Here is a 13,702-nt window from a genome sequence, read left to right as displayed (position 1 = left end):
GTGGACTAAGGTAAGCCCTGCAGCGCCTCGACCGCATCTTTCGCGAATGTTCGTATTTTAAAATCATCGCTTTTGGTTTCCTCTTCGGCCATAGCCAGGTATTTTTTGTCTTTTTGGTATTTGATCAGATAAAGGACGGCAAGTTTTATCCTTTGGTCCTTTCCTTGAAGAAGGGATTGAAAACACTCTATTTCCGTAGGTATTTTGTGTTTTATTTTCCGTAGCTCTTCCTCAGATGATATTTCCAAGGCAGAATCCTCGATGATGGGTAATAATTTTCTTTTTAATTCACCGGTGAGAAGATTGTCTAAAAATTCAATGGCATTGGTTTGCGCTTCTTGTTTATTGCTGAGAAGTCCTTCGTAGGCAATTTCAACATCTTTTTGTTGATAGCGTAACCCTAGGAGTTTGAATATGCGTTCTAGGCCTGCATCCAATCTCCTTTCCAAAAGGTCTAGCAAGCTGGTACGTGCATCTCTTTCTTGATCGCTGATTTCCTTTCGTGACTTTTTACGGTTCCGATAAGAAATTATGATTTGGGTATGCATGGCCGATAAAGTATGGTGGTATAGTTTACATTCCTCAAAAATTTGTGTAACGACTTTATTTCGGTTGAACCTTAATTCCGGGTTTGTCTTTCTAATGTCACTCAAGGCCCGTATCGTTTCCAACCGTATACCTAAATCGGTATCTTCCAAAAGTTGTAAAAGGGTATGAACGCATTCTTGGGTTTTGAATGATTTGATGACCATTGGGATAAAACGGCATGTTGCCAGAGGTGCTGAACGTTGCCTGATTGTGGAAGCAAGCACAACCAAAATATTCGATCCATAATTTTTTAATGAATCAATGGTCTGGGCGCGAAATAACTTACTCGGTAATAAATCTATTAAATCGGGAATGAACGCAGGATGCATGGTCTTTCCAGATGCTTCAATCGCTGTTAGTACAATGGTGCTATCCTCATTATTGAAATGATCGGAAATAAAAGGGTAGAATTCTGGAATATTCGATGCACCAATGGTTTTAATAAGAATGGTCAAATTGTTTTTATGATTGTCGGCCGATTTAAGTTTAGTAATTTCTTTTTTTATCCTATTCTTTAAATCGTAAGACTGCTTCAGTGAATTATTGTCGTGCGCCTCCCTAGCGAGACAGTAAAGGGCGGCAGTAGCGATCTGAGGGTTGTCATGGTCCAAATATCGGTCATAGACCATTTTGCTATTTTTTTCAGCATGCAATAAAAGGTACTCCAAAGTAGCTAATGTCAAAGCTTCGTCATCAGTGTTCAAAAGGTCTGATATTTCGGTTACGACTGTTGAACTATTTAAAAAATACAGGTTTTGTATGGCCGCCGTACGTACTTTGGTCGATGGGTGTGAAAGAAGTTCTTGTACATCATTTTCAAATCTTTTGTCATTGATTTCCATTAATTTTTCAAGCATGAATAGGATTTGTCCCTCTGATCCGTTCTTGAAAACCGCACGCATACCGGCAATAACGGAAGTACGTTTCACACGCTTATTGGTTTTTCCGATCCGCTCTGTTATAAGTTCCAAATTGTTTCGAAAAGTCTTGTAATATTCTTTACGTACCTGGAGGATAAAGTAAAGCCACAATGCCACTAAAACAATGATGAGAATTGCAATATAAAATGAGGGCAGGTCAAGGCCCCGAACAACGAAAATCAGAAGAAACCCTGCAATTCCCGTGGCAATACTATCGACCACAACATCTATAAAGGATTTGGTTCTGTTTTTCAAATCAAAAGGTAATGGCAGGGTTAAAAGCTCTGTAGCACTTTTGTTCACGGATTGTTTCAAGATCCCGTCCATTGCCTTTATGACTACTACCGCGGAAAGTTCCGGAAGAATAATGAAAAGTAGTGATCCACCAAAAATGCCCAATGGCAATAAGAGTAGAGAGAAACCGACGCCCCATATACCTACAATACGGTGGGTGAAAAACAATTGGATCACCAAGGAAAGTAGGTTGAAGGTTGAAAACCAAAAAGCGAAGAAAGATGTAAGTTCATCCGCATCGGTAATCGCTGCGGCCGCAAAATCACTGAACAGATAGTCTACAAGTTTGGCTACAAGAACACTTACTGCAATGATTAAGGCTATATAGGTAAGATGTTTGGATTGCCGAATTAGTTTTAAAGGTCTTTCGGGAATTGTGGCCGTCCTTTTTTTTTCTTTGAATTTGCCTAACTTTTTAACCCTGGACTTCCAAATCCTGTTGAGTAACGGAATACATGTCAAAAGAAGAAAGGCTGCCAAAAATATTAGATTCTCATTTCCTATTAAAGAGGCAAGGATAGAGGTTAGGTAACCTCCGAAGATTCCTCCAAGAATCGCCCCGGATCCAATGAAACCGAATAGTCTTTTCGCCTCCCTTACATTATAAACCAAATTTGCCAATACCCAAAATTGTGATGCGGACAAAACAGCGTAAATGGCCACCCAGACATAAAAGAAATACAATAGCCATCCACTCACGATGCCCAATTTTAATAGAATGCCCAATCCCATTAAGACAGAAACCGAAATAATGAGGGTGAATTTAACTATTTTATGAAGGGAAAATTTGGCCAAGGCTTTTGAATAGAAAAAAGAGCTTATGACCGCCGCGATAGAAACCCATAGAAAAGCATAAGGCAATTGTTCAACGCCTAATTCCGATAAGAAAAGTGCGTTTACCGTAGGTTTTATAATCAGTAAAACGGCTATGATCAAAAATATAAAGGATAACATCAATAGGGAAACCTTGAATTCCCCTTCACGTACATCAAATACTTTTTTGATTAATTTTTGGATTATCATTTGCTAAAGTACCTTGTCCTAGTTTTTGGCCAAAGATATACGCTTCATTAATACTTTTTCTACGGGTTTCACCAAATCCCTTATAATTTGTTCCCCACTTGGGTCGTCTACTAGCGCTACTAGGATATAACGCCTGTTCGGATTTTCTCCCCAAACTAATATAGAATCGGAATGATAGGTCTTCCAAGAACCGGATTTGCGGAACAATCGCGCATTGGGGGCGATCTTATCAAGGGTATTGACGAACTTATGGTGCAGTTCCGGGTTTTCCATTATCGACAACATTTGTTTTGAACGGTTTTCATTGACCAATTTTCCGTTTGCCAATAAGTAATAATATCTACAGACTTGGGTTACGGTTGCTGCATGGCTAAGGTTCTTCAAAGGCTCTCTGTTTGTATCTCCACCACCACCATAACGTTTACCTACCCATAGTCCGCCACCTTTGTTCTCATTATAGAATTCGTACTTTGGGTCGGTCATTACCGCTTCGATTTTGTTATAACCAATGCGGTCTATCATTCTGGTCGATGCGGCATTGTTAGATTTGCTGATCATTAGGCGCATGTCCTTTCTTACTTCTGTGGTTTCCTTTAATTCCCCTTTTTCAATTGCATCCATCGCGGACAATAGAATGGCTATTTTGGGTAAGCTGGCTGCATACATCATATGGTTGCCGTTTATTCGGGCGAACTTCACTTGCTCTGGATCGTGTAGGTCCACGATCCCAACGGCCATTTTCTTTTGGGAAATCAACTCTTTCCATTTGGTATTGGCCAGTAGTTCTTTTTCCAATTCAGTCTGAAACGAAATTTCAAATAAACTGTTCAAGGGTTTTATTTTCGTGTCGTCTATCTTAATGGGTAATTTGTCTTGGGCATGTAAACCTAAAGTGGCCAGCATTAGAAAAGCGAAAAAAGAAAAGGTGTTCTTCATTGTTTGCTACTAGTTTTTAAAATGTACCCAAAAGTATACAATTGGCTGGTCTGCACTATGTTAAAATTTTTATTTCAACGGCTGGCGGTATTCTTGATAAAATGGCTTCTTTCCTATGTTTTGATAAAAAGGTGTGTTAAAATTTCAATTAACATTGTATAAATATATTACCTATGTACCGGTTTTGACGATAGGGTTCCATTAAAATTAATATGGAGATCGCTTAAATAAATTACTTATCTTAATTAGATAAATGAACAATGCAAAATGAACCTTAAAGACGGAGTTAAAACCTCGGAAAATAATGTTTCCGGGGAAGCTAGGGAATTGAGTGCTTTTGTAAAGGATAAGACCAAATCTTTGGTTGATCGTCTAGAGTCGTTCGAGGACATCATCAATTTGGAAGTTGGGGATACGGGGCTCAACCGAGCCAAGACCATGGAGCGGGAATTCGGTATACGGCAATTGTATATTAAATATGAAGGGGATAACCCTACAGGGACCCAAAAAGATCGAATCGCCTTTGCTCAGATTTACGATGCCCTGCGAAGGGATTTTGGGGTGGTTTCCTTAGCTACATGTGGCAATTATGGGGTGTCGGTGGCCTTGGCGGCGAATTTAGCCGGTGTGGAATGTAAAATCTATATTCCGGAGACTTACCATACAGACCGTATTGAGGAAATGAAAGCCTTGGGGGCACATATTATAAGATTGCCGGGGAGTTATGAAGATGTGGTGGTTAAAAGTAGCAAGCTTGCAACGGAAAACGGTTGGTATGATGCTAATCCCGGAGGCTCCAATACACCACTTCAGATTTCGGCCTATTCGCAAATAGCAACGGAAATTTATGAGGATTTGGGCGATGCCCCAAAATATTGTGCGGTTCCTGTTTCTAACGGAACATTGTTCGCCGGTATCTATAGGGGGTTCGTAAGTCTATATAAAAGGGGGAAAACTTCCCAAATACCGAAAATGATAGCGGCTTCATCCAGTCATAAGAATCCGATCGTGCAATCCTTTATTTTAGGATTGGATTACTGTAAGGATTTGAATCCAGTAGCCATTAAAGAGACCAAATACAACGAGCCATTGATCAACTGGCATAGTTTTGATGGGGAAGAGGCACTTTATGCGTTGAAAGAATCCAATGGTGAGGCCTTTAATATCAGCGATAGGAAAATGAAGGAAATGACATCGTTGCTGGCTAAAAAGGAAGGGTTTAAAATATTACCTGCAGCTACGGCCGGACTCATAGCACTTTTGGAATTGGACGAAAAAATGAATTTTGAACCAGGCCGTTTTGTGGCGGTTTTAACGGCAAAAAATTAAAAGAACATGAAAAAAACAATTGATGGTAAGGCACTTGTATATTGCGAGGATGCTTTTAATACCCCAAATGGCAAAACTGCCCATGGTTTGGTGCGCTTTACGGAACGTTACGAAGTAATCGGCGTCTTGGATACAAAATATGCTGGGAAAGATGCTGGTCTTGTTTTGGATGGAAAAGCGAACGGTATTCCTATTTTCGGGAATATGGATGAGGCCGTTGCGGAACTTTCCATAGATAATACCCCTTTAACACTGGTGATAGGTTTGGCACCTGATGGGGGGCGTTTGCCTTTTGAAGCAAAAGGAACGATTAAAAAGGCATTACGAATGGGGTGGAACGTAGATAGCGGATTGCACGATTTTTTGACCAATGACCCCGAAATGGTAGCATTGGCGAAAGAGAAAGGGAGTAGGATCCGTGATGTAAGAAAAACTCCGGACAGGGATAAGCTTCATTTTTTCACTGGTGATATTGAAAAGGTCGATTGCTTAAAACTGGCCATCTTGGGTACCGATTCCGCGTTGGGCAAGCGTACCACGGCATGGATCATTGTACATGCTTTCCGCAATGCAGGCCTCAAGGCAGAAATGGTCGGTACGGGGCAAACTGCATGGATGCAGGGTGCTAAGTACAGTATGGTCATGGACAGTTGTATCAACGATTTTGTTTCTGGCGAAATTGAACATGCTGTCGTTAGTGCGTATGAAAATGAAAATCCGGATGTGATTGTGATCGAAGGGCAGGGGAGTCTTATGAATCCCGCATATCCTGGCGGATTCGAGATATTGGCTGCCGGGCGTCCCGACTTTGTGATCATGCAACATGCCCCAAAAAGGGAGGAGTACGATGGTTTTCCAGGCTATAAACTGCATTCCCTAAAAGAACAGATCAATGCCGTGGAAGTTATTTCCGGTAAAAAAGTAATTGCAGTAACCGTTAACCACGAGTTGATGGAAAGTGACGAGGAAATTTTGGAAGCCTGCAAGAACATTACCTTGGAGACCAAATTACCGGCTTTCGATGTGCTTAGGTTCAGTGCGGAACCCCTTATTTCATTATTAAAGGAACATTTAAAATGACTTCGATAAGGTCTCTTGTTGTTTTTCCCAAGCTTTCGGTTCATCACATTACTGTTGAGCCCAAAAGGGTTAAAGCGGTTTATACCCTTGATAAGGAAGATGGTTCCCAAGTTTCGAATGAATTGATTTATTCCTATGACCAAGTGTATTTTGATAGGAAGAATGCCGAGGACGTTAACTTGGCCTCCATGATGTTGGCACAGGTCGCGTTGAATTATGGACTCTTTTTCGAAACCATTCAATTTGATGGTTTGTTCGACGATACCGATAAAAGCTTCCTTAAGGATATGATGGAGAACACCTCTAGGGAAATATTGGTGAATAAATTCTACCATAAAAATGAATTTTTAAAACCACCCTTTGATAGTTTGAAGGTCGAGAAATTAAAGCGGTATACCGCTGCAAAAATCGAATTCATAAATACCGAATATGCCCATTTGAAGGTTGAAGGGAGAATCAATGAAACGGATAAAAATAAATATGCGATTCTAAGTAGTGGGGGCAAGGATAGTCTTTTGACTTACGGTATTATAAAGGAAATCGGTGAAGCCCATCCAATTTTCATTAATGAATCCGGCAGGCATTGGTTTACCGCAATAAATTCACACAAATACTACAAGGAAATTGAACCCAATACGGCAAAACCTTGGTGCAATAGCGATCGTATCTTTAATTGGATGGTAAAACAAATGCCCTTCATCAAAGAGAACTTTCAGAACATCAGGGCCGATATCTATCCCATTCGTTTATGGACCGTCGCTGTTTTTCTTTTTGGAACGCTACCGATCGTGCGAAAGCGAAATATCGGGAACGTACTTATCGGGAACGAATATGATACTACGGTCAAGGGAAACCATGAGGGAATATCCCACTATAATTCCCTGTACGATCAAAGCAAATATTTTGACAATGCACTTACGAGGTATTATAAAAAGAAGGGTTGGGACCTGTATCAATATTCAATCTTAAGAAGCACCTCGGAACTATTGATCTTGAAAGTGTTGGTAAAACGATATCCCGAACTGCAGACCCATCAAGTCTCTTGTCATGCCGCCCATGAGGAAAATGGTAGAATGATGCCCTGCGGTAACTGTGAAAAGTGTAGGCGTATAGTGGGAATGTTGAAGGCATTGGATGAAGATCCCAAACGATGTGGGTACACTGAGGAGCAGATTGAAAAAGGCTTAAAAGCATTGTCGGCCCGGAGTATAAAACAAATCGGTAGCGATGCATCCCACTTGTATTACTTATTAATGGGGAAAGGGTTGATCCAGAAAACCGACCACACGTTGAAATTAGCCAAGGAGCATCCTGAAATCGTGAAGTTACGCTTTGATAATGAGCGAAGTATGATGAGTGACCTGCCTGTGTATATCCGAAAACCGCTCTTTAAAATTTTAGCACAATATTCTGATGGGACAGTGCGCTTGCGTGATAGAAAATGGCATACCTTCACCTTGCAAAATGAGGATTATGAAACCCCTTATTTTCTAACAAAATAACAATGAAGACAAATAATAAAAGGTCCGGTTTTTTATGGGAAGAATTTACCTGGCCAGAAATTGAAGCTTATTTAAAAACGGTTGATACGGTTATCCTACCCTGTGGGGCCATTGAACAACATGGCCCACATTTACCATTGGATGTAGATTACTTTGATGCCAAATACATGGCCTTTAAAGTGGCCGAGGCCTGTAAAGACCCTAAACCTTTGGTGTTGCCTCCTATACCCTTTGGCGTATCTTACCATCATGATGGTTTTAAGGGAACGTTGAGCGTAACAAATGATGCCTTGTCCAAATTCGTTTACGATTTGGGAATGAGTTTGGCGAAGAACGGCGTAAAGAAGATAATTATTCTAAACGGCCATGGGGATAACGCCCCGACCTTAAGCTATGCCGCCCAAATGATCAACCGCGATGCAAAGATTTTCGTGGGTGTGGATACCGGCGAAACCAGTGATGTGGATTTGGCGGGTATGGTAGAGACCCCTAACGATGCCCATGCAGGGGAAATTGAAACAAGTACCACCTTGGCCATACGTCCAGAAATGGTGCAAATGGATAAAGCCTTGGAATCGACCCTTAAATTCGGTAGCGATTACCTCGATTTTGATGATGACCGTAGTATAAGCTGGTATGTACGTACCGATAAGATCTCTGAAAGTGGAATCATGGGAGATGCCACAAAAGCATCAAAGGAGAAAGGAGAGAAAATGTGGGAGGTCATGATCAAGAATATGGTGCGTTTTGTTGAATCGATCAAGAATACCCCATTGGACGAATTGTATCAAAAAAGATATTGATGAGAATCACGGCGGTTTCATACGAACGGTTGGATATTGATTTATCCGTGCCTTATACCATTGCCTACGAGACCATTAGCAAGACGACCAATTTTATCCTGAAATTGGAGACCGATGGCAAATGGCTGGGCTTTGGTTGTGCCGCACCCGATTTGGTGGTGACAGGAGAGAACCCTAAGGATGTTGAACATGCCATTACCACCATAATAGCTCCATATTTAGTTGGTAAAGATCCTTTTTCCTATGCTTTTGTATTGATGGAGTTAAAGCAATTGCTGGGTAAGCGATCTTCTGCATTGGCCATGGTAGATATGGCGTTGTACGATTTGATTTCCAAAAAGGCCGAAGTGCCTTTGTATAAATTTTTGGGAGGATATCGCAATAGTATTGCCACAAGTATTACCATTGGTATTTTGCCTGTGGAAGAGACCTTAAGGCATGCACGGGAATATGTGCAGCAAGGTTTTACAATCTTAAAGGTAAAGGGAGGGGACAACCTTCAGGATGATATTGATAAAATGACCAAAATCCATGAAAAATTTCCGCAGATTGCCCTTCGTTTTGATGGGAATCAGGGGTACTCGGTAAAGGATTCGGTCGCTTTTGTAAAGGCCACAAAGGATATAGGAATAGAGATCTTTGAACAACCTACCAAGCAGGAAGTGGAAGAGCGTTTGGGACAGGTTACAGATCAGGTGCATATTCCTGTGATGGCTGACGAAAGCTTAAAGACTTTGACCGACGCTTTTCGTTTGGCACAGAATGAACGGGTGGATATGGTGAATATAAAACTGCAGAAAGTAGGGGGTATTATGGTCGGAACCCACATTGATTCCGTTGCCAAAGCGGCACGGTTGGAGGCCATGGTCGGGTGTATTGATGAATGTGGACTCGGTATAGCGGCAGGTTTACATTTTGCTTTGTCGAGACAAAATGTGAAGTATGCGGATCTTGACGGACATTTAGAGCTGGTTTCAGACCCTTATAAGGATATATTTCGCCTTGAGAAAGGGGTGTTGTACCCAACTGATAGACCAGGTTTAGGTGTGATAGATTTTTAATGCCATTTTCTTAATGGTTCGGTTCCACGTAATAATCAATGGAATTCAAGGAATGATTGGGGTCAATGATATCCAAGATCTTATCAATGGCTTTTCCGAAACCGGTCAATGTATCACTTTGTTTGTTCTTTCCGAGTACGCTGGAAATGGTTTCATCCCGATTACCAAATCGATAACCTGCTTTTTTAATCCAAAGTTGGTTCAATAAATGCTGCATCATTACATTTCCCAACTGGTCTATTGATATGGCGATTTTCAAAAGGAATTCCCCAATACCTGAAAATCCTTGAGTGAATAAAGAATGGAAAATCCCATAAATGAAACCCAGTGGGCCGGTAACGAGCATTAAAATGATTGAGATACAGAATAGTAATAGTCCTATTAACGGACTTACTTTCTTATCGGGTCGGGCGTCTTTTTGTTTTTTTATCATAATTATTTAGGAACGTATTTGAAACGTCCCATATTGTTTTTTTCCAATTTATAAATATCCCAAACTTTGCTTCCGCCACCTTTTTCCAACTTCTGGGCAATGATACACCGTTCCCCATCGGTGCGGAGATTTATTGAGCCGTATACCGTGACGTTACGTTCCTTAAGCTTTTCGTTCTTTTCTTGGATTTGGTCGATGAGTTTAAGTCTTCGGGCATTTGTGGTCGCGGTTGCCAATTTAATTTCTAGTTCATTGATTTCTGAAAGGGTTTTTCTTTCATCTTCCCTGTGTGATCGGGCCAACTCCGTACTAAAGATCAAAGGCCTGTCCCCTCGCCCGTTTACACCTATGGCACCCAAGGTATCCGGTCTGGGGTGGGAGTGTTGTTCTTCATCACCGCTAGATATTACCGTGGCCACTGAGTTTAAGCATCTAAGGAACAAACTGGTGAAATCCGCACTACCATGATGGCAGGCTTTTGAAACGTCGGTCTCGAAAAAACGACGCGCATTTTCAATGAATTCGTTTTCCTCCGTGGCAGAGTTGAAGTCCAATTTCATTCCCGTATGTTTTTCCATTAAAAACTCTTCGGCCTTGATGTTCAGGTCACCACCAAGAAAGATATTGATGTCCTTATAATTCAGTTTAAAGACAATGGAATGTCCGTTTTTGGTTTTGCCCTTATTCCCTAAGGAACGCAATGCCTTTTTACCGTTGACCGTTTCGGTCACCGGTCCAAGGACTTGTATATTAAGTGTTTTGTCCTTTTCAAACCCATCAAGATATTTATCAGCTTCACTGAGCATGCGGATTTCCCCATTGATTTTGTTGTTGTCTAACATGCGCTTTAGAAGCTTGGCGTAATTCTTATCCCATTGTTCGTTGCCGGAAGGATGCTTCCAATTGGGTTCATGGGCTAGATAATCGATGACTTTTTGTTTGCTATCGAACAGTTCTGTGTAGTACGTACGATCTGTTTTTTCCGTTTCCCCGAAGTAGGAAGGTTTAATGTTTTTTTGATATTCGAGTAACCCATTATGTAAAAATTCATTGAAGAACACATTGGGTTCGCCTGCCAGAAAATGATAGCCCCCATAATGGTCCTGATCAGGGTGACTGGCAATCGCGTATTTAAAAGTCCATTCAGTTTTGAATTCATTGTAACGCCATTTGAGAAAGCGCCACATATTGTCGCCCAATCCGGCATCGATTATGATATGTTCATCATCCGGGGTTACGACCAATGCCCCATCACCTTGGCCAACATCCAAGAAAACAATTTCCAGAACACGGTCATCGCGAAGGTCGTCTTTATGCATCCAACCATTTTCCCCACGTACGCGAACGAATAAATAATCGCCATTGGTCTTTTCGGGTTTAAGAATACCGACCCAATCCCCAAAGATGATCTGGTGTATCTTTTTTTCGCCCTTATTTCCATTGTCATCTTTATAGAGGTATGCAAAAGGATATTGGGCATATTTAAACCCTGTATATTCAAATCGAGGCATAACTTTTATGGTTTTTCTTAAAGTTATTGAATAATTAGGTCGGTAAAAGGTTTTATTGTAAGAAGTTACCTGATTTTTGTAGGTGTGGACCAGTTTTACATGATTTTGGTTTTGTGGATAATTGAATTTTTTGGAACCTTCCAAAAAGGCTCTTACTTTTCATTTTGAAACCCTTCCTTTCTTTTAAATCCGTAATTTTATAAAAGAAGAAGAGAGGTTTTTAAAGCCTTGTTTTATCAATTACAGTATCGATTGAAATTTTAAAGAAATGGTCAAGGTAGCTACAGGGTTGGATGTTTTATGTAATGATTTCCATCTTCAAAAGGAATTCAAAGGAAACGTAGCGTTACTTTGTCATAATGCCTCGGTCGACAAGGGTTTTGTACCTGCGGCAGTACGCTTTAAAGAATTGTTCGGATCCAGGTTCATTAAGCTATTCGGTCCGCAACATGGCTTTTCTACGGATGCACAGGATAATATGATCGAAACGGACCACTATGTACACCCACATTTTAAGTTTCCGGTATATTCACTTTACTCGGAAACTCGTGTCCCAACCGATGAAATGCTCAATGGTATAGATCATTTTTTTGTAGACCTACAAGATGTGGGTTGCCGTATGTATACCTACATATACTCTTTGACGCTTTTATTGGAAAAGTGTATCGACAGGGATATTGAGGTCATTGTTTTGGATCGGCCAAATCCATTGAACGGCATAACTTTGGAAGGCAATGTTCTGGATCCCAAATACGCTTCCTTCATTGGCCGGCACCCTATTCCGGTACGGCATGGAATGACCATTGGGGAAGTTGGGCTAATGCATCAAAAGTACTGGGCCGATAAACCAATGAATTATAGAGTGATAAAAATGCGTAACTGGGAACGGAACATGTATTTTGAAGATACGGGTTTATCGTGGTTATTGCCTTCACCAAATTTATCCAGATATGAAAGTGCCATGACTTTTCCTGGGATTGTCCTTTTTGAGGGTACCCAACTTAGCGAGGGAAGGGGGACTACACAATCCTTGGAGTTGGTGGGTCATCCATCAATAGAACCTTTTGGTTGGTATGATCGGCATTTGAAGCAAGCTTTGGAAAAGTCGGGATTAAAAGGTGTTGCCATAAGACCGATAACCTTTTTGCCGACATTCAATAAACATGCTGATAGCGTCTGTGGTGGATTTCAAATTCATGTAACCGATAGAAACGTTTTTCAGCCTTGGCGTGTTGGTCAATGGTTGTTGCGGGAGTTATACCATCTTATGGAAGGGGATTTTAAATGGTTGCAACCACCGTACGAATATGATTATACGAATATGCCCATTGATATCATTAACGGGACGGATAGATTAAGGTGTTGGGTTGAGCAGAAAGGAAGCCTGCAAATGCTAGGGTCCTTGGAAAATTACAGTGACTACGAACCCAAGTTTCGTGCCATTCAAATCTATTGGTCGTAATTTGAAATAGCAGGGTGTTTCTGGTCAGTTATACAGCGTTTTGAACCACTTCAAAGACTTTGCTGCCGTCACATTTGAGCGTTTTTGAAGGGTATTTCAAGATCAAGGCATAATCATGGGTGGCCATTAAAATGGTGCGTCCCGATTTGTTGATTTCCTGAAGAACCTTCATCACTTCCACACTGGTTTGGGGATCAAGGTTACCTGTTGGCTCATCGGCCAAAATAAGCTCGGGGTCGTTCAATAAGGCACGAGCAATGGCAATACGTTGTTGTTCCCCCCCGGATAGTTCGTGAGGAAATTTGAATCCTTTGGTTTTCATACCGACCTTGTCCAGCACTTCTGTAATTTGCGTGTCCATCTTGGCCTGGTCTTTCCAGCCGGTGGCCTTGAGTACAAATTGTAAGTTGTTGTTGATATTCCTATCCGGCAACAATTTAAAATCCTGGAAAACGATTCCCAGTTTCCTTCGTAAGAAAGGTATGTCCTTTTCTTTTAGGGTCTTAAGGTCAAAACCAACGATATTCCCTTCCCCATGTCGAAGGGGAAGATCCCCGTACAGGGTTTTCATAAAGCTACTTTTTCCACTTCCGGTCTTTCCGATCAAGTAGACGAACTCACCTTTTTTAATGTCGAGGCTAATCTCGTTCAATACCATATTTTCCTTTTGGAAAACTCCGACATCTTTTAATGCTAAAATTGATTCTGACATAGTAACTTTGTTGATATAAAAGTAATAAGTTCTGGATGAAATCAAAGG

Annotated in this window: 11 protein-coding genes; 6 read left to right on the top strand and 5 right to left on the bottom strand. The window is 41.0% G+C overall.

Features of this window, described 5'->3' with window-relative positions:
• Positions 1–5: 5 nt before the first annotated feature.
• Both R3X28_RS18395 and R3X28_RS18390 read right to left on the bottom strand, forming a co-directional pair.
• A complete protein-coding gene (locus tag R3X28_RS18395; protein ID WP_317666309.1) occupies positions 6–2,825 on the bottom strand; it encodes an Npt1/Npt2 family nucleotide transporter in 2,820 nt (939 codons plus the stop codon).
• A gap of 18 nt (positions 2,826–2,843) precedes the next feature.
• Complete coding sequence (locus R3X28_RS18390) at positions 2,844–3,761, bottom strand: serine hydrolase (RefSeq protein WP_317666307.1); 918 nt, start codon at positions 3,759–3,761, stop codon at positions 2,844–2,846.
• 267 nt (positions 3,762–4,028) lie between these two features.
• Here R3X28_RS18390 and R3X28_RS18385 point away from each other — a divergent pair, with 267 nt between their 5' ends.
• From R3X28_RS18385 to R3X28_RS18365, 5 genes are read left to right on the top strand one after another with little or no spacing between them, the layout of a single operon-like run.
• A complete protein-coding gene (locus R3X28_RS18385) occupies positions 4,029–5,090 on the top strand; it encodes a pyridoxal-phosphate dependent enzyme (RefSeq protein WP_154367386.1) in 1,062 nt (353 codons plus the stop codon).
• 6 nt (positions 5,091–5,096) lie between these two features.
• Complete coding sequence (locus R3X28_RS18380) at positions 5,097–6,170, top strand: DUF1611 domain-containing protein (RefSeq protein WP_317666305.1); 1,074 nt, start codon at positions 5,097–5,099, stop codon at positions 6,168–6,170.
• Positions 6,167–7,672, top strand: coding sequence for a hypothetical protein (locus R3X28_RS18375; RefSeq protein ID WP_317666303.1), 1,506 nt, complete (start codon positions 6,167–6,169; stop codon positions 7,670–7,672). The genes R3X28_RS18380 and R3X28_RS18375 overlap by 4 nt, the downstream gene beginning before the upstream one ends.
• A 2-nt stretch (positions 7,673–7,674) precedes the next feature.
• Complete coding sequence (locus R3X28_RS18370) at positions 7,675–8,475, top strand: creatininase family protein (RefSeq protein ID WP_154367392.1); 801 nt, start codon at positions 7,675–7,677, stop codon at positions 8,473–8,475.
• Positions 8,475–9,536 carry a mandelate racemase/muconate lactonizing enzyme family protein gene (locus R3X28_RS18365; RefSeq protein WP_154367394.1) on the top strand — a complete coding sequence of 354 codons (1,062 nt, stop codon included), beginning with the start codon at positions 8,475–8,477 and terminating at the stop codon, positions 9,534–9,536. Before R3X28_RS18370 ends, R3X28_RS18365 begins: the two co-directional genes overlap by 1 nt.
• A gap of 10 nt (positions 9,537–9,546) precedes the next feature.
• On the opposite strand, the gene R3X28_RS18360 is transcribed toward R3X28_RS18365, so the two are convergent.
• Both R3X28_RS18360 and R3X28_RS18355 read right to left on the bottom strand, forming a co-directional pair.
• The gene (locus R3X28_RS18360) at positions 9,547–9,969 is read right to left on the bottom strand and encodes a hypothetical protein (RefSeq protein WP_179955119.1); all 423 of its coding nucleotides are present in this window, start codon (positions 9,967–9,969) and stop codon (positions 9,547–9,549) included.
• Between the two features lie 2 nt (positions 9,970–9,971).
• Entirely contained in the window at positions 9,972–11,480 is a 1,509-nt protein-coding gene (locus R3X28_RS18355; protein ID WP_154367396.1) for a ComEC/Rec2 family competence protein, read from the bottom strand.
• A 268-nt stretch (positions 11,481–11,748) separates the two neighbouring features.
• Here R3X28_RS18355 and R3X28_RS18350 point away from each other — a divergent pair, with 268 nt between their 5' ends.
• Positions 11,749–12,942: a DUF1343 domain-containing protein gene (locus R3X28_RS18350; RefSeq protein WP_317666301.1), complete on the top strand. Its 1,194-nt coding sequence runs from the start codon at positions 11,749–11,751 to the stop codon at positions 12,940–12,942.
• A 28-nt stretch (positions 12,943–12,970) separates the two neighbouring features.
• Here R3X28_RS18350 and R3X28_RS18345 read toward each other — a convergent pair whose 3' ends face one another.
• On the bottom strand, positions 12,971–13,654 hold the full coding sequence (locus tag R3X28_RS18345; RefSeq protein WP_154367414.1) for a cell division ATP-binding protein FtsE: 684 nt from the start codon (positions 13,652–13,654) through the stop codon (positions 12,971–12,973).
• Between the last annotated feature and the right edge of the window lie 48 nt (positions 13,655–13,702).

Source organism: Maribacter sp. TH_r10, from assembly GCF_033101095.1.
In the GTDB taxonomy this organism is placed as follows: domain Bacteria; phylum Bacteroidota; class Bacteroidia; order Flavobacteriales; family Flavobacteriaceae; genus Maribacter_A; species Maribacter_A luteus.
The sequence above is the reverse complement of the archived record's forward strand: the minus strand, read 5'-3'. Positions and strand labels throughout refer to the sequence as shown.

Coding starts and splice junctions, on each gene's coding strand:
- R3X28_RS18395 (WP_317666309.1), bottom strand. CDS start 2,825: ATGATAATCCAAAAATTAATCAAAAAAGTATTTGATGTACGTGAAGGG.
- R3X28_RS18390 (WP_317666307.1), bottom strand. CDS start 3,761: ATGAAGAACACCTTTTCTTTTTTCGCTTTTCTAATGCTGGCCACTTTA.
- R3X28_RS18385 (WP_154367386.1), top strand. CDS start 4,029: ATGAACCTTAAAGACGGAGTTAAAACCTCGGAAAATAATGTTTCCGGG.
- R3X28_RS18380 (WP_317666305.1), top strand. CDS start 5,097: ATGAAAAAAACAATTGATGGTAAGGCACTTGTATATTGCGAGGATGCT.
- R3X28_RS18375 (WP_317666303.1), top strand. CDS start 6,167: ATGACTTCGATAAGGTCTCTTGTTGTTTTTCCCAAGCTTTCGGTTCAT.
- R3X28_RS18370 (WP_154367392.1), top strand. CDS start 7,675: ATGAAGACAAATAATAAAAGGTCCGGTTTTTTATGGGAAGAATTTACC.
- R3X28_RS18365 (WP_154367394.1), top strand. CDS start 8,475: ATGAGAATCACGGCGGTTTCATACGAACGGTTGGATATTGATTTATCC.
- R3X28_RS18360 (WP_179955119.1), bottom strand. CDS start 9,969: ATGATAAAAAAACAAAAAGACGCCCGACCCGATAAGAAAGTAAGTCCG.
- R3X28_RS18355 (WP_154367396.1), bottom strand. CDS start 11,480: ATGCCTCGATTTGAATATACAGGGTTTAAATATGCCCAATATCCTTTT.
- R3X28_RS18350 (WP_317666301.1), top strand. CDS start 11,749: ATGGTCAAGGTAGCTACAGGGTTGGATGTTTTATGTAATGATTTCCAT.
- R3X28_RS18345 (WP_154367414.1), bottom strand. CDS start 13,654: ATGTCAGAATCAATTTTAGCATTAAAAGATGTCGGAGTTTTCCAAAAG.